At 59.9% G+C, this 25,075-nt stretch carries 23 protein-coding genes, 3 tRNA genes and 2 pseudogenes; 5 read left to right on the top strand and 23 right to left on the bottom strand.

From position 1 onward, the window contains the following. Positions 1-32 precede the first annotated feature (32 nt). Positions 33-2,150 carry a polyribonucleotide nucleotidyltransferase gene (pnp, locus tag ACYCZJ_RS02005; RefSeq protein WP_461552553.1) on the top strand — a complete coding sequence of 706 codons (2,118 nt, stop codon included), beginning with the start codon at positions 33-35 and terminating at the stop codon, positions 2,148-2,150. A gap of 65 nt (positions 2,151-2,215) precedes the next feature. Here the strand turns inward: pnp and ACYCZJ_RS02000 are convergent, their stop codons facing one another. Both ACYCZJ_RS02000 and dksA read right to left on the bottom strand, forming a co-directional pair. Then, positions 2,216-2,638: a hypothetical protein gene (locus ACYCZJ_RS02000; protein ID WP_461552552.1), complete on the bottom strand. Its 423-nt coding sequence runs from the start codon at positions 2,636-2,638 to the stop codon at positions 2,216-2,218. A gap of 26 nt (positions 2,639-2,664) precedes the next feature. Then, entirely contained in the window at positions 2,665-3,084 is a 420-nt protein-coding gene (gene dksA, locus ACYCZJ_RS01995; protein ID WP_461552551.1) for an RNA polymerase-binding protein DksA, read from the bottom strand. A 93-nt stretch (positions 3,085-3,177) separates the two neighbouring features. Here dksA and ACYCZJ_RS01990 point away from each other — a divergent pair, with 93 nt between their 5' ends. Further along, positions 3,178-3,936, top strand: a complete 759-nt coding sequence (locus ACYCZJ_RS01990; protein ID WP_461552550.1) for an HAD family hydrolase — start codon at positions 3,178-3,180, stop codon at positions 3,934-3,936. Between the two features lie 3 nt (positions 3,937-3,939). Here ACYCZJ_RS01990 and folD read toward each other — a convergent pair whose 3' ends face one another. Next, complete coding sequence (gene folD, locus ACYCZJ_RS01985) at positions 3,940-4,794, bottom strand: bifunctional methylenetetrahydrofolate dehydrogenase/methenyltetrahydrofolate cyclohydrolase FolD (RefSeq protein ID WP_461552549.1); 855 nt, start codon at positions 4,792-4,794, stop codon at positions 3,940-3,942. A gap of 107 nt (positions 4,795-4,901) precedes the next feature. On the opposite strand from folD, the gene ACYCZJ_RS01980 reads away from it, so the two are divergent. From ACYCZJ_RS01980 to ACYCZJ_RS01970, 3 genes are all read left to right on the top strand, one after another. Beyond that, positions 4,902-4,978, top strand: a tRNA-Pro gene (locus tag ACYCZJ_RS01980). 42 nt (positions 4,979-5,020) lie between these two features. Next, positions 5,021-5,097, top strand: a tRNA-Arg gene (locus tag ACYCZJ_RS01975). A gap of 10 nt (positions 5,098-5,107) precedes the next feature. Continuing rightward, a tRNA-His gene (locus ACYCZJ_RS01970) sits at positions 5,108-5,183 on the top strand. 158 nt (positions 5,184-5,341) lie between these two features. On the opposite strand, the pseudogene ACYCZJ_RS01965 reads toward ACYCZJ_RS01970, so the two are convergent. The 20 genes and pseudogenes from ACYCZJ_RS01965 to cobA form a co-directional block, all read right to left on the bottom strand. After that, a pseudogene (locus ACYCZJ_RS01965) lies at positions 5,342-6,352 on the bottom strand (IS5 family transposase). Positions 6,353-6,644: 292 nt separating this feature from the next. Further along, a complete protein-coding gene (locus ACYCZJ_RS01960) occupies positions 6,645-7,067 on the bottom strand; it encodes a type II toxin-antitoxin system VapC family toxin (protein WP_461552548.1) in 423 nt (140 codons plus the stop codon). Then, positions 7,067-7,315, bottom strand: a complete 249-nt coding sequence (locus tag ACYCZJ_RS01955) for an AbrB/MazE/SpoVT family DNA-binding domain-containing protein (RefSeq protein ID WP_461552547.1) — start codon at positions 7,313-7,315, stop codon at positions 7,067-7,069. The genes ACYCZJ_RS01960 and ACYCZJ_RS01955 overlap by 1 nt, the downstream gene beginning before the upstream one ends. Before the next feature lie 506 nt (positions 7,316-7,821). Further along, positions 7,822-8,172 carry a hypothetical protein gene (locus ACYCZJ_RS01950; protein ID WP_461552546.1) on the bottom strand — a complete coding sequence of 117 codons (351 nt, stop codon included), beginning with the start codon at positions 8,170-8,172 and terminating at the stop codon, positions 7,822-7,824. After that, positions 8,169-8,932 (bottom strand): annotated as a pseudogene (locus ACYCZJ_RS01945) (IS5 family transposase). The gene ACYCZJ_RS01950 and the pseudogene ACYCZJ_RS01945 overlap by 4 nt, the downstream one beginning before the upstream one ends. 384 nt (positions 8,933-9,316) lie before the next feature. Further along, entirely contained in the window at positions 9,317-10,804 is a 1,488-nt protein-coding gene (locus ACYCZJ_RS01940; protein WP_461552545.1) for a cobyric acid synthase, read from the bottom strand. Continuing rightward, positions 10,801-11,844 carry a threonine-phosphate decarboxylase CobD gene (gene cobD, locus ACYCZJ_RS01935; protein WP_461552544.1) on the bottom strand — a complete coding sequence of 348 codons (1,044 nt, stop codon included), beginning with the start codon at positions 11,842-11,844 and terminating at the stop codon, positions 10,801-10,803. The genes ACYCZJ_RS01940 and cobD overlap by 4 nt, the downstream gene beginning before the upstream one ends. Positions 11,845-11,847: 3 nt before the next feature. Continuing rightward, entirely contained in the window at positions 11,848-12,798 is a 951-nt protein-coding gene (cbiB, locus tag ACYCZJ_RS01930; protein ID WP_461552543.1) for an adenosylcobinamide-phosphate synthase CbiB, read from the bottom strand. A gap of 2 nt (positions 12,799-12,800) precedes the next feature. Beyond that, positions 12,801-13,349 (bottom strand): bifunctional adenosylcobinamide kinase/adenosylcobinamide-phosphate guanylyltransferase, encoded by a 549-nt coding sequence (cobU, locus tag ACYCZJ_RS01925; RefSeq protein WP_461552542.1) that lies wholly within the window; start codon positions 13,347-13,349, stop codon positions 12,801-12,803. Between the two features lie 91 nt (positions 13,350-13,440). After that, positions 13,441-14,106 carry a 5,6-dimethylbenzimidazole synthase gene (gene bluB, locus ACYCZJ_RS01920; RefSeq protein WP_461552541.1) on the bottom strand — a complete coding sequence of 222 codons (666 nt, stop codon included), beginning with the start codon at positions 14,104-14,106 and terminating at the stop codon, positions 13,441-13,443. After that, a complete protein-coding gene (locus tag ACYCZJ_RS01915; protein ID WP_461552540.1) occupies positions 14,103-15,395 on the bottom strand; it encodes a cobyrinate a,c-diamide synthase in 1,293 nt (430 codons plus the stop codon). Before ACYCZJ_RS01915 ends, bluB begins: the two co-directional genes overlap by 4 nt. Before the next feature lies 1 nt (position 15,396). Further along, complete coding sequence (gene cobO / locus ACYCZJ_RS01910) at positions 15,397-15,999, bottom strand: cob(I)yrinic acid a,c-diamide adenosyltransferase (RefSeq protein WP_461552539.1); 603 nt, start codon at positions 15,997-15,999, stop codon at positions 15,397-15,399. A 1-nt stretch (position 16,000) separates the two neighbouring features. Continuing rightward, a complete protein-coding gene (locus ACYCZJ_RS01905) occupies positions 16,001-17,104 on the bottom strand; it encodes a CobW family GTP-binding protein (RefSeq protein ID WP_461552538.1) in 1,104 nt (367 codons plus the stop codon). Then, complete coding sequence (gene cobJ, locus ACYCZJ_RS01900) at positions 17,101-18,651, bottom strand: precorrin-3B C(17)-methyltransferase (protein WP_461552537.1); 1,551 nt, start codon at positions 18,649-18,651, stop codon at positions 17,101-17,103. The genes ACYCZJ_RS01905 and cobJ overlap by 4 nt, the downstream gene beginning before the upstream one ends. After that, positions 18,648-20,180 (bottom strand): precorrin-4 C(11)-methyltransferase, encoded by a 1,533-nt coding sequence (gene cobM, locus ACYCZJ_RS01895; protein WP_461552536.1) that lies wholly within the window; start codon positions 20,178-20,180, stop codon positions 18,648-18,650. Before cobM ends, cobJ begins: the two co-directional genes overlap by 4 nt. Next, complete coding sequence (gene cobI / locus ACYCZJ_RS01890) at positions 20,177-20,914, bottom strand: precorrin-2 C(20)-methyltransferase (RefSeq protein ID WP_461552535.1); 738 nt, start codon at positions 20,912-20,914, stop codon at positions 20,177-20,179. Before cobI ends, cobM begins: the two co-directional genes overlap by 4 nt. Positions 20,915-20,916: 2 nt before the next feature. Then, the gene (cbiD, locus tag ACYCZJ_RS01885; RefSeq protein ID WP_461552534.1) at positions 20,917-22,065 is read right to left on the bottom strand and encodes a cobalt-precorrin-5B (C(1))-methyltransferase CbiD; all 1,149 of its coding nucleotides are present in this window, start codon (positions 22,063-22,065) and stop codon (positions 20,917-20,919) included. Then, the gene (locus ACYCZJ_RS01880) at positions 22,052-23,617 is read right to left on the bottom strand and encodes a precorrin-8X methylmutase (RefSeq protein WP_461552533.1); all 1,566 of its coding nucleotides are present in this window, start codon (positions 23,615-23,617) and stop codon (positions 22,052-22,054) included. Before ACYCZJ_RS01880 ends, cbiD begins: the two co-directional genes overlap by 14 nt. Beyond that, a complete protein-coding gene (locus tag ACYCZJ_RS01875; RefSeq protein WP_461552532.1) occupies positions 23,614-24,318 on the bottom strand; it encodes a cobalt-precorrin-7 (C(5))-methyltransferase in 705 nt (234 codons plus the stop codon). Before ACYCZJ_RS01875 ends, ACYCZJ_RS01880 begins: the two co-directional genes overlap by 4 nt. After that, a complete protein-coding gene (gene cobA / locus ACYCZJ_RS01870; protein ID WP_461552531.1) occupies positions 24,315-25,073 on the bottom strand; it encodes a uroporphyrinogen-III C-methyltransferase in 759 nt (252 codons plus the stop codon). Before cobA ends, ACYCZJ_RS01875 begins: the two co-directional genes overlap by 4 nt. Between the last annotated feature and the right edge of the window lie 2 nt (positions 25,074-25,075).

The raw sequence follows: 25,075 nt of genomic DNA, 5'->3' as shown, positions 1-25,075 counted from the left end.
GGGCGGTTTCGTTTGATAACCAAAGGAATCCGATGAAGATTACTAAATCCTTTCAGTATGGTCGCCATACTGTCACGCTCGAAACCGGTGAAATCGCCCGCCAAGCCGGTGGCGCAGTCCTGGTCAACATGGACGATACCGTGGTGCTGGTCACCGTGGTCGGCAAACAGGAAGTCAAGGCAGGCCAGGATTTCTTCCCGCTGACTGTGGATTATCAGGAAAAAACTTACGCCGCCGGCAAGATCCCCGGTGGCTTCCTGAAACGCGAAAGCCGTCCGTCCGAGAAAGAAACACTGGTCTCGCGCCTGATTGATCGTCCGTTGCGCCCGCTGTTTCCCGAAGCTTTTTACAACGAAGTGCAAATCATCGCCACAGTGATGTCGAGTAACCCCGAAGTGGACTCCGACATTCCTGCACTGATCGGCGCATCGGCTGCGCTAGCTATCTCGGGTATCCCGTTCGAAGGCCCGATTGGCGCCGCGCGGGTCGGTTTCATCAACAATGAATATGTGCTCAACCCGCTTGCCAGCGAGCTGCCCCAATCGGCGCTGGATCTCGTCGTTGCCGGCACACAAACGGCCGTTCTGATGGTGGAGTCCGAAGCCCAGCAACTGTCCGAAGAAATCATGCTCGGCGCCGTCGTATACGGTCATACAGAGATGCAGGTAGCCATCAATGCCATCAACGAGCTGGCCGATGAAGTCAATCCTGAACCATGGGAATGGACGCCACCCGCTGTCAACACCGAATTGGTTGCCAAGGTGACGGAACTGGCGGAAGCAGGTCTGCAGCAAGCCTACCGCATGCGCCAGAAACGCGCCCGTTCGCAAGAAATCGATGCAGTACGCACCCGGGTGATGGAGGCATTGGTCACAGCGGATATGGGCACGTTGCAAGTTAATGAATTCAACGACGTCTTTCATAACCTGGAAGCCAAAATCGTGCGTGGTCAGATCCTGTCCGGCGAACCGCGTATCGATGGCCGCGATACGCGTACGGTACGCCCGATTACCATCCGTACCGGCGTGCTGCCGCGCACCCATGGTTCTGCCTTGTTTACCCGCGGTGAAACCCAGGCTCTGGTGATCTCAACACTGGGCACCAGTCGCGATGAACAGAAAATTGACGCATTGCAAGGCAGCTTTAGCGATCACTTCATGCTGCATTACAACATGCCTCCCTACGCTACCGGTGAAACCGGCCGTGTCGGCACGCCCAAGCGCCGCGAAATAGGCCACGGTCGTCTTGCCAAGCGTGCGCTGCTGGCGGTACTGCCAAGCCGTGAAGAATTCGGCTACTCCATGCGCGTCGTGTCGGAAATCACTGAATCCAATGGTTCCTCCTCGATGGCCTCGGTGTGCGGCGGTTGCCTGGCATTGATGGACGCAGGCGTACCAATGAAAGCGCATGTGGCAGGTATCGCCATGGGGCTGATCAAGGACGGCAACCGCTTCGCCGTGCTTACCGACATCCTCGGTGACGAAGATCACCTCGGCGACATGGACTTCAAAGTGGCAGGAACCGAAGCGGGTGTCACTGCCCTGCAGATGGATATCAAGATTACCGGTATCACCAAGGAAATCATGAAGGTGGCACTGGATCAGGCCAAGGAAGGCCGCCTGCACATCCTCGGTATCATGAAATCCGCCGTGGAAGCACCGCGCGTGGAGATGTCGGCCTACGCACCGCGCATCATCACCATGAAGATCAATCCGGAAAAAATCCGCGACGTGATCGGTAAGGGCGGCGCCGTGATTCGCGCGCTGACCGAAGAAACCGGCACCCAGATTGATATTGATGAAGATGGCACCGTAAAAATCGCCTGTACCAGCAGCGAAGCCGGTGAAGCCGCCAAAAAGCGTATCGCTGAAATTACTGCTGAAGTCGAAGTCGGCAAGGCCTACGACGGTACCGTGATCAAGCTGCTCGATTTCGGTGCCATTGTCAGCGTTTTGCCGGGTAAGGATGGTCTGTTGCATATCTCCCAGATCGCCCACGAGCGTGTCAATGCAGTGAGCGAATACCTTACCGAAGGCCAGCAAGTCAAGGTCAAGGTTCTAGAAGCCGACGAGAAAGGACGCCTGCGCCTTTCCATGAAAGCATTGCTGGATCCCCCCGCCAAGCCGGAAGAAACAGCGCCTGCCGAGTAAGCCGGCGCGCCTCACAGCAAAAAAGCAGCCATTTGGCTGCTTTTTTGCTGTTTACAATACGAAAATCACGAAGTGCTGAACAAACCATGCCACCAGCGTGTGCGATTGGCAGGCACCGCTTTGGCCTCCACCTCGACGGGAGCAAACTGGCTCATCACCCATCCCGGCTGTACTTTAATTTTGCTGGAACCGCACGCCACTCCCAGATTGCCGGGGTCGTATATCTTGATAAAATGCGGCTGCTCGAGATCATCTGCGTAAACGATGCCGCAATAGCTTTCGTCATGCTCATGACGCAGCAGCGCATCAATTTTCTGCACGAACAGTGCAACCTGTTCCTGCGTCGCAGGAATCGTCGGCACCGCTTGTCCCACGGCATACAGATACCATCCGGCATCGCTGTCTATTCTCGCCCAGAATGCCGTCAGCTGATCCCACGACATCAGGCTGAACAACGTACCATTCAGCTTGGATTCAAATTCGGACATTAACAGCGCTTGCCAATGGATATGGGTTAGCGGGCTACCTGACGTTCGCGAAACTCATCCAGCGTCTTGCAATCAATGCACAGTGTCGCTGTCGGACGGGCTTCCAGGCGTTTCAGGCCAATTTCGACACCACAGCCTTCGCAATAACCATAATCTTTATTTTCGATCTTGGCGATGGTCTCATCGATTTTTTTGATCAGCTTGCGCTCACGATCACGGTTGCGTAATTCCAGCGCCATATCGGACTCCTGGCTGGCCCGATCATTGGGATCGGCAAACAGCGTGGCATCTTCCTGCATGGCGTGGATGGTGCCATCGATATCCTGGGACAATTCGCCTTTCCAGCCTTCCAGAATTTTGCGAAAATGTCCGAGTTGTTTGGCACTCATATACCCTTCGCCTTTTTTTGGCACATAAGGTGTGAATTTGGTGAATTCTGTCGCCATAATTTTACCGCTTCCAAATACTGAAAAAAGACAAACTGCTTTAATAGCAGAAATAACCCCGTAGAGCAACAAACTTCATATAAAGGCTAGTCAATGGAATTACAAGCATTACTGTTTGACGTAGACGGCACTCTCGCCGATACAGAGCGTGACGGTCACCGCGTGGCATTCAACGCAGCGTTCCGTGAATATGGTCTGGACTGGAACTGGGACGTAGCATTATACGGAAAATTGCTCGCTGTTACAGGCGGCAAGGAACGTATGAAATATTACGTCACAAATTTCCATACCGATTATGTACCGGCGCCCGATTTTTCTGATCTGGTGATCGAACTGCATCGCGCCAAAACACGCCACTATACCGAGTTGCTCAGTCACGGCGGCATCCCCATGCGTTCCGGCGTTAAACGCCTGTTGCACGAGGCACGCGCAGCCGGGCTACGGCTCGCCATCGCCACCACCACGACTCCGGAAAATGTCACCGAATTATTACGCCATAGCCTGGCGGAAGATGCCAGCGACTGGTTTGAAGTGATTGCCGCAGGTGATATCGTGCCCGCAAAAAAACCTGCACCGGATATTTATGTATGGGCGCTGCAGCAAATGAAACTGCCGGCGCAGGCCTGCTTCGCATTCGAGGATTCGGAGAATGGCATCCGCTCCAGCCTGAATGCCGGATTGAAAACCCTGGTAACGATCAATGATTACACCAGCGATCATGACTTTAGTGGCGCGACGGCGGTACTCTCAGACTTGGGTGAACCCGAACATACTCCGCAGGTGATCCACGGTAGCCTGCATGGCGAGTCTTGTGTCAATCTGGATGCCATACGCGCCTGGCATGCAGAGTAAGCGCTAGGGTTGACGGATTTCAAGTGCCTGCAGGGTGTTTTGCAGCAGCATCGCCACCGTCATGGGGCCTACGCCCCCCGGCACCGGTGTAATCCATGCTGCGCGCTCTGCGGCCGATGCGTATTCCACATCGCCGCACAGACTGCCATCGGCCAGCCGGTTGATGCCCACATCCACTACGGTCGCGCCGGGTTTGATCCATTCACCCTTGACCAGACCCGGCTTGCCCACAGCGACCACCACAATGTCGGCCTGGCGCACGAAATCTGCCAGATCCCTGGTAAAACGATGACAAGTGGTAACGGTACAACCAGCCAGCAGCAACTCGAGGCCCATCGGGCGGCCTACATGATTGGATGAACCGACCACCACAGCGTGCAAACCCTTCAAGTCGGCATGTGCCGAACGCAGCAGCATCATCACCCCGTATGGAGTGCATGAGCGCAGGGTCGGCATGCGCACTGCCAGCCGCCCAATATTGTAGGGGTGGAAACCGTCCACATCCTTGTCGGGATGAGTACGTTCGATAACCGTTTCCGGATCGATATGCAACGGCAGCGGCAACTGCACCAGAATGCCGTCCACCGTGGCGTCCGCGTTGAGCTCATCAATCAGTGCCAGCAATACTTCCTGAGAGGTATCCGCCGGCAGATCATGTGAAATGGAACGCACCCCGGCCTTCGCACACGCATTGCGTTTGTTACGGACATAAATGGTCGAGGCCGGATCGCTACCCACCAGAATGACAGCCAGCGTGGGTGCCGTTTTCCCGGCTGCTACACGTCCCGCAATACGCTTTTGCACGTTGGTAATCGTGCGTTCAGACAAGCTTTTTCCATCAAGAATTTGTGCGGGCATGGTATTTATGTTGCGTGTTGTAAAACAGCAATCATCGCATTTTTCATACCTTATACTCAAGAAGTGGATTGACCATAAACGCAAGCACGGGTATAGTCTCGACCTCTCGGGGCGTAGCGTAGTCTGGTAGCGCGCCTGGTTTGGGACCAGGATGTCGGGAGTTCAAATCTCTCCGCCCCGACCACGTTTTTTGCCCGGCTAGCCGGTGCCATGGCCGGTTCATGAGCTGCCCGTAGCTCAACCGGATAGAGCACCAGCCTTCTAAGCTGGGGGTTACAGGTTCGATTCCTGTCGGGCAGGCCAGTTTTCAACGGTGGATGTAGCTCAGTTGGTAGAGTCCCGGATTGTGATTCCGGTTGTCGTGGGTTCGAGCCCCATCATCCACCCCAGCCATATCAAGCACTTAGAGCATAAATGCCTAGGGAGACGCTGAACAATTCACCGCTCCCGAGAAATCTGCGGGATATTGACGAAGCCAGCCAGCAAGCTGGTTTGCTTTTCGATCAGTGCAGTGCGTTTTGAGCGATTTTCTGCTCATTTCCCATTTTCAGGACGCAACTTTCCCCTGAGGGTTAAGCAACCATCGGCGCGCCAGCATCAGATTCGCCAGGCCAAACAGCGAGAACAACTGCGCCGCGTTTTTGGCCAGTCCCCGATAGCGCGTCTTGCGATGACGAAACAGATTCTTCACTACGTGGAACGGATGCTCGACTTTGGCACGAATGCTGGCACGGGCCTGTTCCAGCCATTCCTGCTGTTCAGCCTCGGGCGACTTGTCCAGCGCCCGCCGCTTGCCCGGGCGCATGGCAACATGCCAGGTAACCGGCGTTTCCAGATGCTCTTCGCGCTTCTTGACACCCTGATACCCCGCATCCCCAAACGCCACGGCTTCGTCGCCATGCAGCAGCGCTTGCGCCTGGCTGATGTCGCTGACATGACCCGCTGTGCCAATGACGGTATGTACCAGACCTGAGTGCGCATCCACACAGATGTGCGCCTTCATACCGAAGTACCACTGGTTGCCGCATCAGCTCTGGTGCATGTCAGGGTCGCGTTCGCCCGCTTTATTTTTGGTCGAGGGGGGTGCGGCAATTAGCGTAGCGTCAACAATCGTGCCTTCGCGCAGGAATAAGCCTTTCTCGGCCAAGTGGGCGTTGATGGTGTTGAAGATGGATTCGGTGAGCTGATGGCGCTCGAGCAGGTGGCGGAAATGAAGCAGGGTGGTGGCGTCATGCACGGCGTCTCGAGCAAGATCAATGCCGATGAAACGGAGGATTGTCTGACTATCGTAGATGGCGTCTTCCGTGCTTTCGTCGGAGAAGCCGAAGCATTGTTGCGCCACATACATCCGCAGCATCCGGGTAAGTCCAATCGGCGGACGACCTGGACGACCGCTACTTGGGTAGAAAGGGGCGACGGCGTGTTCCAGTGCAGCCCAGGGTGTGATGGCGTCGAGTTCAGCGAGGAAGCGATCACGCCGGATTAACTTCTTCTTTGTAGCGTATTCCAGTTCAGAAAAGCTTGTTTGCACTGCCGTTCCTTCCAGTTCGAAATCCATCCGTAGTGTCTCAGATTTGCCGGGCTGTGCGCTGATCAGCGAGAATAAATCAGTGTTTCCCTAGGTACTTTTTAATTTGTGGCACACCCATGGCACACCGCCATAAAAATACTCCCATACCTCTAGATTCAATTAACACTTGCAGCCTACGTTTTTCGCACTGTTTGGCCTGAATTTACAGATCACTGTGCCAACAGTGTGCCAAATTGGTGGCGCACATGCCTGATCCAATCCATCGATTGGTGGCAAAAACAGGGGATGAATGTGGGAGAAATGTTCCCACTAAGGTGTTTCAAAACTCAATCAATTCCATACCATGGCGCTTTGCGTTCTCTGCCAGCGTCGCGTCCAGCGTTGCCATATGGCTTGCCCCCAATTCCAGAGCTACGGCAAGATGCAAAGAATCCCCGGCGCGCAGGCCGTGATCGTGCTGCCTGACCATTTCCGCAGCCAGACCGAATGCACTGCGGCTGACCGGGACAATGCGCAGGCCACCCTCTGCCAGCGACCCGAACTCCTTACGCACCCGCTTTGCATTGGCCTCGTTGATCTGGCCAGTACGCAGCTTGATAGATATGGCGCTGCAAAACTCTGTCAGCAGCCAGTCTGAGCAGGTTGGCGTATCGCGCAGCCCGGTATACCAGGTGGTCACGTCCTGCGTTCTCGGCTCGACAGTCAGCAGCGCGACGATCACGCTGGTATCGACGTAGACCATCAGTAGCGAGCCTCTTGCCGCATCGTTTCCACAACTGGCGCAGTCATCGGCATGGAAGCGTGCAACTTGGCAATGCGCGTCAAAAAAGCGACCTTGTCGAATGCTCGCTCAGGCGCCAAGGTGATTTCACCAGCCGGGGTGATGCTTGCCTCAACACTATCCCCCTCTTTTAGGCCGGCAGCGCGAGTGCACTCAACTGGCAAACGCACGGCCAAACTGTTGCCCCATTTGGATACTTGCAGTCTCATTTCACACCTCAATTTGTATATCAATGTAGATACATTATATCCTGATAGGTTTCATGTCAAGCGGTTGAACTTTTCACGATCTTCAATCCTGGCACCGTCTCTTCCTATGGTCAGAATGGAACCGCTACGCGGACTGCACTGCCCTTTGCGGGTAGCGATTTCGCCAATGCTAGCGCGTTTCCATGGCACACTCTTGGCACACTGACTGATAAATAACAGGAAAACACAGCAACAAACAGCAATAAGTAACCAATTGATTTAATTTCTCTTGTTTGTTCTTGGATGCGCTGCTTTTCTCATTTTGTCCGATTGTGATTCCGGTTGTCGTGGGTTCGAGCCCCATCATCCACCCCAGCCATTCATTTATAAATCAAATAGATAGCTTGTAGGCACCAGCCAGCCCACTCTCAATTTACTACGCATTCAGCATATCCAGTGTGCCAGAATTGTGCCAGTATCCTATATAGTTGCGGCATTCACTGTGCCAGCGCTGTGCCAATCACGCTTTATTCCCTGTAGCAGTTCGCCAATGCTTCCTCTCGGAGCGCAACCATCTTTAAAGCATATTTCCTGGACGTTGTGCAGCCATCCTTTATAGGAAGCCCGTGCCCTACGCCGAACAATTTCTGCATCATGGCTTCCGGAATCATGCCGCCCCATGTCAATTTTGCTTCAAGCCGAAATCTCTCGACTAGCTCGTCACGCGAAGGAGCGGCTGAGCCATAAACATAATTTTCATCTTCATACTCTGCTTTTTTTGCCGCTTCAATTTCAAGGCTTAATTTACTTAATAACCTTTCGGCGTCGGCTTTGGAAATGCAATCTTTTTCTATAGCCAGCTTAGACAGTATCGTCACGAGATAGCAAGCCAAAGGGCAAGGCAGCGTATGCGAACTGCAGCCAGGAATGATGCGGCGTTTTTAGCGTAGCGCGTAGCGATGCCCCGCCAGCGTTTGAGATGCAGAAATGCGTTCTCGACGAGATGGCGGTGCCGGTAGAGGTGCTTGTCATAGCTTCGTTGCGCCTTTCTGTTCTTGCGGGGCGGGATCACGATGCTCATGCCTTGAGCGGTGGCCTGCTCGACGATGGCATCGCTGTCGTAGCCTTTGTCGGCCAACAGGTACCCGGCGCTGATGCCTTCGATTAATTTCCCAGCCTGCGTGCAATCTGCGGTGGTAGCTTGCGTAACAATGACTCGGATCGGTATACCAAACGCATCCACGGCCAGATGCAGCTTGGTGTTGAGCCCCCTTTTGCAAGGCTCATGGCTTGATTGCCGCCACGGGCGCCTGCGGCGTGCGGATGAACCTTGATATGGCTGGCATCAATCATCAGCCATTCGTAATCAGGATCGTCGATCAATTGCTCCAGCAATGCCTCCCAGGCGCCGTTGTCACGCCATCGGCAGAACCTTCGGTGCGTGTTCTTCCAGTCCCCATACGAGGGCGGCAAATCCCGCCATGGCGCACCCGTTCTCAAAATCCAGCATACCGCATTGATAAATCGGCGGTTGTCGTGTGCGATGCCACCCCACACGCCTTTGCGTCCCGGCAATCGTGGCTCAAGCAGCGCCCACGCCGCATCGGAGATGTCATGTCCTTGATAGGACTCAGCCATTCGCGTCCACCGCACAGTTTATGTAAAAGATTATTTGATATAGCTCGTGACGACACTGTCCAGGATTGATAATTAAAAACACTGATTCACATTTCATAATACGTCTGGCTGCCTAAACCCAAGCTTTGTAATGGTCCATTCTGGTCTGAAGCCGGGCACTCGTCCAACTGGTCGATCTGAAGGCGAGATCGAGGTGTTCTATCTGCCCAGCTACAACAAATTTTTATTGGCCGGATCAATATGGCCTTAACCGGCTACCGCAAGGTGGCCCAATGGAATCGGAGCCGCGTTAGCGACCCCGGTCTTGGACTGACTTCCCAGCACTGCATCCAGCATAGCCAATACATCCGAACTTCGGGATCGGTTTGGCTTTCATCGATGAGGTTACTCGATAACCTGGCCTTCCATATTTGAAGGTATCGTCAGATTCTGGCGGGTAGCCACAAGCGCTTCGAATAGCGGCACTGCAGCGTCTGCTATCCGATCCAGGCTTTTCTCGCGCAATACATTCAGGTCAACCACGCTGGCGTTGGCGAGCCCGGCCCAGCGCAGCAATGCTGCGGATGCTTGCGGCGTATCGAACAAACCATGCAGATAGGTGCCCAGGACCTGCTCATCCGCCGAACGCGCGCCTTCGGGCCGGCCGTCAATATAAAAAGCGGGATTGTTGAGCGCCGCGCCATGCGAGGTTCCCATATGAATTTCGTAACCGCTCACGCCGGCATCAGCAAACGCGCAACGGCCGCTGACCTGGACCACGCGCTTGTGTTGTGTCAACCCGGTATCAATGTCGAGCAAGTTGAGCGCTTGCGATACGCCCGGCAAACCTTCTGCCCCGTGCGGATCGGCGATCGTCTTGCCCAGCATCTGAAACCCTCCGCAGATCCCAATGACCTTGCCACCATAACGCAGGTGTTTGCCCAACGCTTCCCGCCAGCCTTGTTCGATCAACCAGGCCAGGTCTGCACGGGTACTTTTGCTGCCGGGCAGGATGATGAGATCGGCTGGCGGAATCGCTTGCCCCGGCCCGATGAATTTCATATCCACATCCGGGTGGGCGCGCAGCGCGTCAAAGTCGGTATGGTTGCTGATCCTCGGCAAGACCGGGACCACGACTCGAAATCCTCCACCCGTCGTTTGCGCTGATTGGATCGCATCTTCGGCATCCAGGAACAAACCCTGCAAATACGGCAACACCGCCAGCACCGGTTTACCGGTTTGGCGTTCCAGCCATTCCAGCCCCGGTTCCAGCAAACTGATATCACCGCGAAAGCGATTGATGACGAAGCCGACAATGCGTTGTCGCTCGCTCTCGGACAAGCATGCAAGGGTGCCCACGATGTGCGCAAACACGCCGCCGCGATCGATGTCGGCCACCAGGATCACCGGGCAATCGACCGCCTCGGCGAAACCCATGTTGGCGATGTCGCGCTCGCGCAGATTGACTTCGGCCGGACTGCCGGCACCTTCCACGATCACGACTTCATATTGTTCAGCCAGCCGTCGGTACGAGGCCAGCACCGCCTGCATCGCGACCGTCTTGTATTGCTGGTAATCGCGCGCGTTCATGTCGGCCCGCAGTTTGCCATGGATGATGACTTGCGCGCCGGTATCGCTGGATGGCTTGAGCAACACCGGGTTCATGTCGGTATGCGGCACCAGCCCGGCCGCCTGCGCCTGCAACGCCTGCGCCCGCCCGATCTCTCCCCCATCCGCGGTCACTGCGCTATTGAGCGCCATATTCTGCGGTTTGAAAGGAACCACCCTGACGCCTTGCCTTGCCAGTAAACGGCATAGCGCCGCCACCACGGTGCTTTTGCCGGCATCGGAGGTCGTGCCTTGCACCATCAAGGTGGAATACGGAAAATTCATCGGTGCTCTCCTCTGGGTTTGCCTGCTTGCTGCGGTTTTTCGCACAGTCCTGTTTTCGATGCCGTCCATGCCGCTAGCGCCTGCTCCAGACGCTGCCAGCCCGCCTCGTGCGGCGGCAACCCCAGCCGTATGCCGCACGCGCCGCGCGTGAACAAGCGCACCCAAATGCCGCGTTGCGCCATGTGCTGCCAAAATGCTTCGGCGTGCGGCTCGGGCCACCATTGATACAGGGCGGTGCCGCTCGCGCTGATCGCATGACTGGCCAGCAGCCTGTGCAAACGCTCGCCGGCGCTCAACAAATGTTTGCGCATCGCCTGCTGCCAGGAACGATCGGCCAAGGCAGCGCATCCGATGTGTTGCGCCGGGCCGCTCACCGACCACGGACCGAGCCTATCCGACAACGCCGACAGCAGCGCAGGCTGTGCCGCGACGAAGCCCAGGCGCAGGCCAGCCAGGCCAAAAAATTTGCCCACCGAGCGCAGCACGATCAGCCCCGGCCGATCAGACCAGGCCGCGACGCTCAACTGCGGCGCGGTATCGCCAAACGCCTCATCGACCACCAGCCAGCCGTTGCGCAATGCCAGCTGCCCGGCCCAGGCCAGCAGTATTTCAGGTGCGATGGTGGCACCGGTCGGATTGTTCGGATTGCAGATCACCATCACCTCGCAATCCGCCAGCGCGGAGCCCAGTTCCTGATGGCCGGCTTCGCGCAACGCATGGCCTGCTTGCGCCCAGCGATGCGCATGTTCGGCATACGCGGGCGCCGCCACCACGACCTGCGCTGGCGCGCGCAAGCGCGGCAGCGCTTGAATCGCAGCTTGCGTACCCGCCACTGGCAATACCCGTGACGCGCCGTAATAGGCCGCCGCGGCAGCGGCCAATGCCGGGCTGGCCTCCGGCAAGCGATGCCACGCATCCGCAGCCAAAGGAGGGACAGGATACGACTGCGGATTAATGCCGGTAGAAAGATCAATCCAGTCTTCTCGCGGCCGGCCAAAGCGGACGATCGCGTCGTGCAGGTTGCCGCCATGTTCAAGCATGCATCACGCTTTCAACAAAGCGATACATGCCGCGATGCTCAGCATGATGATCCATAGCGCGGTGGTGGCGGCCACCAATCGCCATGCGCGTCCGATGTCGGTTGCGCTGGCGGCGCAGCCGCTCCCCAGCGCCGGCCTGTTCTCAACGACCCCATCGTAAACGGCCGCGCCACCGAGTGCGAGGCCCAGGGCGCCTGCACCCGCCGCCATAACCGGACCGGCATTGGGGCTGGACCAGTTGGGTGCCTGCGTGTGCCAGCAGCGCAACGCTGTTCGGGTGTTGCCCAGCAAGGCGTAAGACAGTGCGGTGAACCGTGCCGGAATCCAGTTCAACGCATCGTCGATGCGCGCAGCCACGCAACCGAAGGCATGATAGCGCGGGGTATGGTATCCCCACATCGCATCCAGCGTATTCGCCAGCCTGAACAATAGTGCGCCCGGCCCGCCCGCGACGACGAACCAGAACAGCGTGCCGAACACGGCATCGTTGCCGTTTTCCAGCAGGGATTCCACGCCGGCTTTGGCCAAGCCGGATGCATCGGCCTGCGCCGTATCGCGGCTGACGATGCGCGCGGTCAAGCGGCGCGCCAGGGCCAGGTCGCTTTGTACCAGCGCCCGTTCGATCGGCAGCGCATGGTCGCGCAAGCTGCGCAAGCCCAGACTGAAATAAAGCAGCATGGCGTGGATGGCGGCGCTCGCCCATACTCCCAGGGCCGCGCTCCAGCGGATGACCAGACAGGCCAGCAGCACCCACGGCAATACCGCCAGCAGCCACGCCAGTGCGCCCGTCCAGTATTTGTCTCCGCCTTGATTCAGCCTGCGTTCCAGCAGATTGGCCAGCCGGCCAAATCCCACCAGCGGATGCCAGCGCCGTGCCTCGCCAAGAATCAAATCGAGTACCACGCCGATGATGACCAGCAACGCGACCATCGTTACGCTCAATGCCATCAGCATGGTCAGTCTTTCAGCACCAACGGCAAACCGGCCGCGACCCACACTGCACGCTCGCAGCTCGCCGCCACCGCCTGATTCAAGCAACCCGCTTCATCGACAAACCAGCGCGATATCGCGCCTTGCGGGATCACCCCCATGCCGACTTCACTGGATACCAGGATCACATCGCCGGCGGCCTGCTGCAGCGCGCGCAGGAAACGCTGACGCTCCTCGTGAAAACGCGCGGGCGGAGCAATCTCGCCGACATCAGGAAATATCTGCTGCTGGGAGAACAGCAGATTGGAAAGCCAGACGGTCAGGCAATCGACCAGGACCAGGCGTTCCGGCCCGCTCCATTCGGCGATGGCAGCGCCCAGCGCCAGCGGTTCTTCCACGCTGCTCCAGGTCGGATCGCGCCGCTGCCGGTGGCGGGCGATGCGCGCCGCCATTTCGGCATCGCCCGCTTGCGCAGTCGCGACATAGACCACCTCCTTGCCGGTAGCTGCAGCGAGCTGTTCGGCATAGGCGCTTTTGCCGGAGCGTGCACCGCCCAATACCAGAGTACGAATCATGTCTGTTGATCTCAAAAAATTCATGCGCTACACAGATGAAAACTGCGGTTCACGATGCAGCGCCATTTAAATGGTGGCAATCGATTCGGGTTCATTCCGCTTCGCCATGACTCTCGTCCTGATTGCGCCACGTATTTTCATACACCATGTCCTGCAGCTTCTGCCGCGCCGCCCAGCCTTCAAGTTCGAGCATCGGCTTCGGATAAAAGGCCTCTACATGGCCGAGGCACAGGATCGCAATCGGCTTGGCGCCGGCGGGCATGCCCAGCAGCAGGGCAAGCTGTTGCGGATCGAATAGCGACACCCAGCCCATGCCGATGCCTTCGGCGCGCGCTGCCAGCCAGATGTTCTGGATCGCGCAGGCGACCGAGGCGAGGTCCATTTCCGGCAGCGTGCGGCGTCCGAAAACATGTTCCTCGCGCCGGTCCATCAACGCCACCACCAGCAATTCGCCGCACTCGCGCACGCCCTCCACTTTGAGCCGCATGAATTCGTCTTCGCGCTCGTGCAAGGCATGTGCGGTGTTGATGCGCTCCTGCTCGACCATCCGATAAATACTGATACGCAGGGCTGGGTCGGAAATCCGGATAAACCGCCACGGCTGCATGAAACCAACGCTGGGGGCCAGATGCGCGGCATGCAGCAGGCGCGCCAGCAGTTCCGGCTCGATCGGGTCCGGCAGGAAATGGCGGATATCGCGCCGTTCGGCAATCACTTTGTATACGGCAGCGATGTCATCGTTGCTGAATCGGTTCATGGCAGGAACAGCCGGGCGGCCGCGCTGGGATGGGAAGGAAAATAACAGTGCAGGTAAGTTGCCGTCAGCCGCTCCAATTGAAAAATCCTTTCTCCTTGCGAGGTATTGTACAAACGCTCGCCGGATGCGGTGGCAACCAGTGGCGTATCGATCAGAGAGTGGTGAAAAGCATGACTGCGCAGCACGCCGCCCGGCAGCGGCGCGGATTGATAACCCAGACCTTGCAAGCGCGCTTGCATGACGGCGTGGCCCGGTAAAATGCCCGTCATCGCGGCGCGCTGTCCGGCTTTGTCAGTGAGCGATTCGAGCAGGTACAGCAGGCCGCCGCACTCCGCGACGATCGGCTTGCCCTGCCGGAAGTGGCCGTGCAGCGCGGCTTTCATTGGCGCGTTATCCTGCAATCGCCGGAGATGCAGTTCCGGATAGCCGCCCGGCAGGTAAAGGCTGTCGACCGCCGGCAGGGCCCGATCGGCGAGCGGCGAAAAGAAAACCAGCTCGGCGCCCAGCGCCCGCAACAAATCCAGGTTGGCCGGATAGATAAACGAAAACGCCGCGTCGCGTGCAATGCCAATGCGGATGCCGGCCAGCAGTGGCGGCAGCGTTTGTGCCGGCGCGCAGGTGAATTCCACTGCTGCCGGCAATGCGGCCAGCGTGGTCGAGGCAATCGACGCGGCGGCTGCCGCCAGGCGCGCTTCGAGATCGGCAATCTCTGCGGCCTGCACCAGGCCCAGATGCCGCTCCGGTAAAGCGAATTGCGCTGTGCGCGGCAATCCGCCGGCATAATGCATTCCCGGCGACATGCCCTGCACGATCATTTCTGCATGGCGGGCGCTGGCAACCGCATTGGCCAGCACGCCGGCGAACGCCAGCCCGGGCCGAAAATTGGCCAGCCCATACGCGATCGCGCCCAGCGTTTGCGCGGTGCCGGTGGCGTCGATCACCGCCAGCACCGGCACGTCGAGCAATTGCGCCAGGTCGGCGCTGCTCGGCGTGCCGTCGAACAGGCCCATCACGCCTTCGATCAGGATCAGGTCGGCATCGGCCGCCGCTTCATATACCAGGCGGCGGCATGCTGCTTCGCCCGCCAGCCAGAGATCCAGCTGATACACCGGCTGGCCGCAAGCGCGCTCGAGTATCATCGGATCGAGAAAATCCGGCCCGGCCTTGAACACGCGCACCTTGCGGCCCTGCTCGCGGTGATGACGCGCCAGTGCCGCCGTCACGGTGGTCTTGCCGTGGTTGGAACCGGGTGCGCTGATGAATAGCGCCGGGCAGCGTCGCGTTTGCACGCTAGAACTCCACGCCTTTTTGCGCCTTGATACCCTGCTCCTGATACGGATGTTTGACCGGACGAATATCGCTGACGAGATCGGCTAGTTCGATCAATCCCTCCGGCGCATGGCGACCGGTGACGACGATGTGCAGCATCTCGCGCCGTTTGCCGAACACCTCGAAGACTTCGGCCAGATCGAGATATTGATACTTGAGCACGATATTGAGTTCATCGAGTATCACCATGTCGTAGGAAGGATCGTTGACCATCCTGACCGCCTCGGCCCAGCCGTTGGCGGCGGTTTTCATGTCAGCTGCGCGATCCTGGGTATCCCAGGTATAACCAGCGCCGACCACATGGAAATCGCAATTGGGGTTACTTCCCAGCACCTGGCGTTCGGCGCTGTGCAAGGCGCCCTTGATGAATTGCACCACGCCCAGCTTCATCTGATGGCCGAGGATACGCAGGCCCATGCCGAATGCGGCGGTGGACTTGCCCTTGCCGGTGCCGGTGTAGACGATCAGCAGGCCTTTTTCCTTTTGCGCGGCGGCCTTCTTTTTTTCGAAGCCTTCCTTGTGGCGCTGGGTCATGCGTTTGTGGGATTCGGGATCGGTTTTCATATCATTTCCAGAGGGTTCCTGTCATTTCGGTCAATAACGCTGCGATATTGGCGCGGCTCAGGTGGTAGCCGATGAATACCAGTTCCGATTTTTGTACCGTCTTGCCACTGGGTTCGGCACCGATCACCACGCGCGTGCGCACGCCCTGTACCAGCGCGGTCGAATCGCCGGCATGGATGAATCCCTTGGTACGCAAGACAGGCTCCACCCGCGCCACCTCGACCAGCGCGGCCTGCAATCGTGCCTGCTGCTGCGGTGCAGAACTGCGCAACACAAACGATAGCCAGCCCGGATCCTGCTCGTGAAAATGCTTGTGCGTCTCGAGGCCGTGGCTATGGCTGGGCAGGCCGGAATGGGAATGACCGTTCAGGCGCTGCTGGCTCGCGAGCGGCACGGTATTGTCACCCGGTATGGTTGCCAGCGGTGTATAGCGGTGTGCGTGGTTCGCCATCGCGGGTTGATGCAAGCGCAGGCCGAGCGCGAGCCGGATGTCCAGCCGCGCCCGGTGGGCGAGTTCGAGAAAGCGCACCTTGGGCGCGCGCTGGCGCACGCGGGTTTCAGCCTGCAACAAGGTGTCCTCGTCGAGGCCGTCTATTTTGTTGAGCACCACCACGTCGGCGGATTCGAGCTGCTGCTCGAACAAGGCGGCGACCGCGGCCTGCGGACCGATTTCCGCAGCGCGCTCGAACTGGCCGGACAGCAGCAAGGGCGTATCGACGACCGAGATCGTCGCGTCCAGAATGAAATCGTTCGCCAGATCCGGGCCTTGCAGCAACGCCATCACCGCCGTTGGTAGCGCCAGTCCGGAGGTTTCGATCAGCACGTGGTCGACATTGGCACGGCGAGCAGCGATGGCTTTCATGGTGGGAATGAAGCGCTCGTCGTCGCCGTAGGCAATCAGGCCGTGGGCAAAATCGTGGATGCGCACCTGGTTGCCGTCAGCGGCATCCCGCATCAGTGTGCCGTCGATGGATACTTCGCCGAATTCGTTGATCAGCAGCGCCAGCCGCCGGGTTTGCCGGTGCTCGACGAGGCTGCGCAGCAGTGTGGTTTTGCCAGACCCCAGGAAACCGGTGACGATGGTGACTGGGATCAGTGAATTCATGCGATGCCCCATGCAACCAATAGTCGCGATACCTCGACGAAGCTTGAAACCGCGAGCGGATACTCGAGCTGCGGGCGCCGCACCACCAATAGCGGAATCCCCAGCGCTTGCGCCGCTACGGCCTTGGCGCCGTATCCGCCAGCATCGCCTGAGTCCTTGGTGACGACGCAGTCGATCTGCCAGTCGCGCCACAGCGCGCTGTTGAATGCCTGCGAGAACGGCCCCTGCATCGCGCAGATGCGGCTGCGCGGCAGGCCAAGGTCAATGGCACGGCGGATGAATTCCGGCTCGGGCGTGACTCGTGCAAACCACTCGATCTTGTCCGCCCCCGGCGCTTGCAGGAAAGTCACCAGGTCCTTGGAGCCTGTGGCGAGAAAAACCCGCTTGCCCAATACGATGGCCCGCTCGGCGGCTTGTTCCATCGATGCGCACATTTCACCGTATTCTTCGCTATCTGGTGCGACCGCACTGGGCCGCTCGAAGCGGATATACGGAATTTCGAGCTCGCGCGACAAGCCGATGAGCTGCTCGGAAATCACGCATGCATAAGGGTGTGTCGCATCGACCAGCACGCTTGCCCGGCTGCCGGCCAGAACCTGCCGGCGCGCCTCGACGCCATGCCGGCCGGCCCAGACTGCCAGGTTCGGATTGCTCTGCAGCGCCACTTCGCCGCCGTATTCGGTCGCGGTCGAAACCACCACACGATAGCCCTGCCCCGCCAGTTCGCCCGCGAGCGCATTGCCGTCGCTGGTACCGGAGAATACCCAGACAGCTTCTGTCGGCAACGTGTCTGGAGGCTGCGCGTCCGACGCTGCCCAGTCGTTGTAGCCGCGCGGCGTGAAAATCCAGTCGCGCTTGCGCTCGGTAAAGCGGTTGCCGATCACGATGCTGGTCAGCATATCGAACTTCAACGCCGGCAATTCGTCCAGGCGATAGATGCCGGCCTGCTGCTCCGGCCGATAGGCATTCTTCACCACGCCGCACAAGGTATGCGGCGCCTTGGATTCGAGCATGATGTTGAGAATGCGATAAACACCCTCTTGCCGGCCGGCGCTCTGCACGTTGTAAAACACGCAAGCCAGGTCAGCCTGGGCGATATGCCGGGCGCGGTTTTCGATCCACTCCCAGGGGCACAGCAGATCGGACAGGCTGAGCGTGGCGAAGTCGTGCGACAGCGGCGAGCCCAGCAACGACGCGCAGGCGTTGGCCGAGGTAATACCGGGCACCACGTTGACCTGATAGGTATCGTCTTCGCGCATTTCCTCGAACGCCAGCGCGGCCATTGCGTAGATGCCGATGTCGCCACTGGAAACCAATGCGACCTTATGCCCGGCACGCGCCTTGTCTATTGCCAGCAAGGCGCGCTCGCGTTCCTGCGTGAGCGGCGGCGTGTGGATTTCCTTGCCTGCCAGCCACGGCGCTATCCAGCGCAAATACAATTCGTAGGCCACGATCACGTCGCTGTCGCGCAGCGCCGCTTCGGCACGCGGGACAATCAGGTCGCTAAATCCCGGCCCGACCGAAATCAGATTCAATACACCGCTCATGCTTCCATCCAATGATCTTCCACCACTGCCACGGCAACGCCGTCCAAAGCCATTTTCGGCACCACCAGCTTGCCGCGCGGGCTGGCGATCAGTGCGCACGGCTCGCATACGCCATCCAGGCCCAGGTTCTGACGCACCCAATCCGACGGCTGCGTCACCCACGCCCGCGCCGCCACCGTGGCGTGCGCAAACACGCGCAGCGGCAAGTCATGGCGCGTACAGAATTCGATCAATCCCGGCTCATTTGCCTTCAGGGCTATTGTCGCCACCTCGCGCACCTCGTCCAGGCGACGCGTACCAAGTGCCTGCCGCAGCGCCGCTTCGATCTGCCCGGCCGACACGCCCTTGCGGCAACCGATACCGACCACCAGGGATTTAACAGCCTCGGTCGCCGTGGTGATCACCGGCACCGCGCCGACGGCATTGGCCACACGATAAGCCAGGCGGTTGGCGCCGCCTTCGTGACCGGCCAGCAGCGCGATGGCAAAACGGCCCGCCTCATCCAGCACCACCATGGCCGGGTCGCTGTGCTTGTCCTGCATCATGCCATCGAGAAAGCGCACGGCAATACCGCTTGCCGCCAGCATGACCCACTGCGTATGCAGCCGATAGGCTGCGGCAAACTGCGCTTGTTGCGTCGGGGCATTCAGCCAGGGCCGGTACACCGCCCCCCCCAGCCGGGCTTGCAAGGCAGACGCCAGCGCTTCGCTTTCAGCGCGCACCAGCCAGATACCGAGTGATTCGTTCACGTTGCCGCTTTCTGTTTTTTTTTTCTTCGCCACGCGGAAAATATGCGTGAAGTCCTTGGAGTACAAACTCGATTCCGTCTGCGCATCCCGTCCCAGCGCCGCGCCGACCAGCAGCATGGTGGTGAGGTTCCAATCCTTACGCCTGGTCTCTTTGAGGACATTACCCAGCGTGCCCTGATAGGCGCGCTGCTCGGGCCATGTGGCCCGATAAACCAGTGCCACCGGCGTATCTGCCGGATAATGCAGGCGCAGATCGGTGACGATTTTTTTCAGATGCGGCCCCGACAGAAAAATGCACATGGTGGCGCGATGCTCGGCCAATCTGGCGACCGCTTCCGAATCCGGCACTGCCGACGCGCGTCCGGATACGCGGGTCAGAATTACGGTCTGCGACACGTCAGGCTTGGTCAGCTCGGCCTTGATCACCGCCGCCGCAGCAGTAAATGACGATACGCCCGGCACCACTTCGTATTCGATGCCCAGCGCGTCAAGCCGCCGCATCTGCTCGGCGGTCGCGCCGTAAATGGCGGGATCTCCGGAGTGCAGGCGCGCCACGTCGCGGTCAGCCGCCTGGGCGCGGCAGTAACACGCTTCCTGCTGTTCCAGGTCGAGCTTGGCGGTATCCAGCAATTCGGCATCCGGGCGGCAATGCTGCAACATCTCTGTCGGCACCAGCGAACCGGCATACAGCACCATATCGACGCGGCCCAGGAGGTTGGCGCCGCGTAGCGTAATCAGGTCGGATGCGCCGGGACCGGCGCCGATGAAATAAACCTTCATGTATGCCTTTTCTGTCTTGGTGTCTTGCGGATCAGCAGTGTGGCGAGATAGCCCATCGCCTCGGTCGCGCATAAATCGCCGACATCGGCTGCCAGCATTTCGCCGGACAAACCGATGCGGCGCGCAAACGCGCAATGTTCGGCAATGCCCATGTCGCGCAGCAGATCGAGTACCCAGGCCAGGCGTGCACCGACCTTCATCAGCACCACGATGTCGTGCGATTCGATGTCGCGCCGCAGCGCAACAGGATCGTCCGGGCACGGCAGGATCAGCGTGCGTTCCTTGCCTTCGCCCAGCGGCCAGCCCAGCGCCGACGCCGCGGCCGCGTAGCTGGTGATACCGGGAAAGGTACGGTGAGGCAATCCGGGCAGTCGCTCGCGCAGCGCGGCCAGCACATAGCCGTAAGTAGAGTACGTCAGCGTATCGCCGATCGTCAGGTAAGCCACGTTGCGCCCGGCGCATAGATCGACAGCAATCGTGTTGGCCAACTGTGCGTAATGCTCGCGCAACACAGTCCGGTCCGAATCCATGTTGAACTCGATTTCCCGCAATCGATGCGGCGCGATATCAATACCGGCCAGGCATTGCAGCGCGACCGAGGTTTCCGCGCTGCGCGCCCGCGGCGCGAATACGACGTCGGCCTGGCGTAGCGCATCGAGCGCCGCGAGCGGCAGGTAACCGGCCGGTCCCGGGCCGACGCCGATGCCCCACAAGGTGCCGAGTTGCGGTGTCATGCTCACGCGTCCTCTCCCAGCGCATTGCCGTGCAGATCGAACAAGCGCACTTCGACCTTATCCACTGCCGGCACGCGTGCATGCACCCGTACGCCGATGCGCCGTTCGATGTCGATCCATAATGCCTGCGCGCCGGGTTCACTCTTCAATCGTTCCATCGCTGCTTCCACTGTATTTGCGTTTTCTATTTCCTGCACCAGATGCTGCGCGAAACCGCGTTGCGCCGCCACCCGCGCCACACAAGCCATCGCCATGCTGCTCTTGCTCGAATGCGTGTCCCACACGCCGTCGAGTACCTTGGCCAGCTTGCCCGGGTGCCCGGCCAGCCACAGCACATCGAGGCGGCGCTGCTCTTCGTCCAGCGCCTTCTGCGTGAAGTCGAGCGCATCGCCCAGAAAATTGGCGATCTGCACCGTACGCTTTTCAGGCAATCCCAACACCTCCCGGGCATAAGTGCGGCCTATCTTGCCCGGCAGGTAAGCCACGCTCTGCGCGCCGCCGCCGAGCGCGACGCGCACGTACACTTCGATCGAGGCGATCCACGACGCCATCGACATCGGTTCGACGATGCCCGAAGTGCCGAGGATGGATATACCGCCGAGAATGCCGAGCCGCGGGTTGAAGGTTTTCCTCGCAATCGCCGCACCGTTTTCGCAGCCGATGGTCAGATCGAAGCCTGCTTGCCGCTCTTCCGGCAATCCTTCCGCCAGCACTTCGGCGACCGCCTGGCGCATCATCTGGCGCGGCACCGGGTTAATCGCCGGCTCTCCCACCGCCACCCGCAAACCCGGCTGGGTCGCGGTGCCGACGCCGCTGCCGGCGAAGAAACGAATCTGTCCCGTGGCGTTGCGCCGCACCTCGGCGAAGATGGTCGCACCGTGAGTGTTGTCCGGGTCGTCGCCGCCGTCCTTGAGCACCTCTGCACGCACGGTCTGCTGATCGAGCCAACGCAAATCCTGAATCGGCACCAGCAGATAGTGCGCGCCGTCCGGCAGCGTCACCTCTGCACGTTCCTGCCGCACCCCGCGCAATAGCAAATAAAGCGCGGCCTGGACCGCCGCGGTGGCGCAGCTACCCGTGGTACGTCCGCGCCGCAGGCCGTTCGGCGCCAGCACGAGCAAATCGAATTCTGTGCGTTCAAGCTCGCTCATACCCTGCAAGCTGATTCACTGCGTCAATCATCAGCGCATTGACCACGCTCGCTGCCCACGGCGAGCCGCCGCGTGTGCCGCTATTGGTAATGCGCGGCACCTGCAGGCAGCGCCGTAACGCGTCCTTGCTTTCACGGGTGCCGACGAAGCCGACCGGCAAGCCGATCACCAGTTGCGGCCGCCAGCCGTGTTCGCGGATCAGGCGCACCGCCTCGACAATCGCGGTCGGCGCATCCCCGATTGCCAGCACGACGTCGTTGCCGAATTTTTCAAACGCGCGGCGGATACCGGCGGCTGAGCGCGTAATGCCTTGTGCCGCCGCCATCAGGTGCGTTTCGCGATCGTGCACCCCGCACCAGGTTTCCACGCCGAGCTGTTCGACCAGCGCACGTTTCAGTCCGGTCTGCACCATCGTCACGTCGGTAACCACGCGCTTGCAGCGCAAAATCGCGCGGATGCCGGTCTCGACCGCGCCGGCTGAGAAATACATGTCGTCGGGTGCAGCGAAATCGCCGCTAGTATGCACCAGCCGCTGCAGCACCGTCAGATGCGCCGGCGCAAAGTCGGACCAGTCGCGTCCGGCGGCGATGATGTCGAAACTTTCCGCCTCGATCGGATGCGGTTCGTAGGCGGCGAAAGTGGGCACGCTCTGCGTCAGGCTTTCCTTGCCCAGTACACCTCGTACCTGCAAATGGTGCGCGCGTTGCGGCTCGCCGAGCTGTTCTTCGAAACCGACGATCTGCACGCGGTACTTGCATAAGGTGCAGTTCATCGCAGCGCGGCCTTCGACCGCTTCGCGCGCGCGTTCCAGCATCACATCTGCGACATGACTGTGTACGCCAAGGTAGGCCGCTTTCAATACTTCGAGGCCAGGTTCACGCTGCTGCAGAGCGTCGGCTGCAGCATGGATGCGCTTGACCAGCACGCCATCGAACAGGAAAAACGGCAACACCATCAGACGGCTGAAACCCAGCTTTGCCGCAGCCCGCAGACCATCGGCCACGAGCGGTTTGGCGGTACCGGAATAGCACACATAAACGCCGCCGAAACCCATCCCCTCTTCCAGCATACGCGCCAGCTTGGCGACTTCGCCGTTGGCATCCGGATCGGTGGTGCCGCGGCCGACCAGCACCAGGCAGGTGTCGTCGCGGCGCACCGTCCGGTTCGATGCGGACTCGGCCGCAATGATGCGTTCCTGTGCCAGTTGCAACAGCTGCGGATGCAGATTGAGCGGTGCGCCGAAATGAAAGTCGATGGCCGGATAGTCGCGCGCCAGCACCAGCAGTTCGGCCGGCATATCGTTCTTCGCATGGCGCGCAGCCAGCAGCACGCCCGGCACCACCGCCACCGCACGGCTGCCGCACGCCAGATTGGCGGCCACCGCTTCGCTGATGGTGGGGCGTGAAAACTCCAGGTAGCCATGCGTGACCACCTGCTGCGGCGTCCGCGCGCGCACCAGTTCGACCAGCGCTTCGAATTCGCGCACGGCGTCGGGGTCGCGGCTGCCGTGACCGGCGATCACGATCCCGAATGAAGGCGCGGCGGGATTCATTGCCGCGCTGCCGGCTCGATCTGGCTGGCCATCGGCTTGTGCGTGCGGATCAACATGATGCTCATGTCGGTGAAGTCGCGCACCACGCAGTCGGCCAGCGTGCCGTGCCACTCGGCTTCGGCCCGGGTCAGGTTTTCCCACACTTCGGTCGGGTGAGCGGGCGATACGCCGTTTTCCAGCAAATAGGCGGCAATGTGGCGCGGCATGAACGAGCGCGCCGCATCCCACGGACAGGGAATCACGATGGCGTTGCGCTCGTCGTTCAGGACATGTACCAGATGTCGCTTGAAGGGCATGAGGTCGCCGCGGCGATGGAAGGTGATGAACGTGGTTTCATCGAAGCAGACCCTGGCGCGCGAAGCCAGGATCTGCGCCGATGAAATGCCGGGCAGCGTGTCGACCGGATGGCCGCAGGCACGCTCGACTCGCTCCAGGTACTGGAAGCCGCTGAAGTGGATATCGCCCATGAACACCACCACGCAGCGCCGGCCGGCATGGTGCGCGGCGGCCACCCGTTCCAGCTGGGCGACCTGGTCGCGATAGTTCATCAGCACCACTTCCGCGCTGGCGGGAATGATGCTTTTCACCACATTGACCACCGTGTCGAATCCGGCCACCACCTCGGCATCGCGGATCAGCTCCGCGCCGCGTTGCGTCAGGTAACCGATATCGCCCGGCCCTGCGCCGATACAAATAATCATGACTGTGCCTCGAAAATTTCATGCTTTATCGACTGGGTTATCGCCATGCCGACTACCTCGCCGACTATCACGATAGCCGGGCTGCCTATGCCGTGCGCCTGCACTGCCGCCGGCAGTTCCGCCAGCGTAGTCACCACGCTGCGCTGCTGCGGCAAAGTGCCGTGCTGAATCGCCGCAGCCGGCAGCGCTGGCGGCAAATCCGCGGCCAGCAGTTGCGCGACGATCTGCGCCAGATTGGCAATGCCCATGTAAATCACCAGCGTGCCGCCGGTCCCCGCCAACCCTCGCCAGTTCACCGTACCATCGTTGCAGGCATGACCGGTGACAAAGGTAATGCTGCGCGCACAATCGCGATGCGATAACGGAATGCCCAGCGCCGCCGGAACGGCCACGCCGGCAGTCACCCCGCTCACCACCTCGACAGCCACCCCGGCTGCAACGAGGCATTGCATTTCTTCACTGCCGCGACCAAAGACGAAGGGATCGCCGCCCTTGAGCCGCGCCACAATGCTGCCGGCCTGCGCATGCTCAAGCATTAACGCGTGAATGGATAGCTGCGCCGTCGATTTGCAACCGCCGCGCTTGCCTACCTCGATGATCTGCGCATCCGGCGCGACGAAACGCAGCACCTCGCGGTTGACCAGATCGTCCAGCAGCACCACGTCCGCCTCGCCCAGCAAACGCACCGCCTTGAGTGTCATCAGCTCGACATCGCCGGGGCCGGCACCAATCAGATAAACTTTTCCGGGTTTCATTG

The sequence above is a fragment of the Sulfuriferula sp. genome (genome assembly GCF_054605375.1).
Note: the sequence above shows the minus strand (reverse complement) of the source record. Positions and strands in the feature narration are given on the sequence as shown.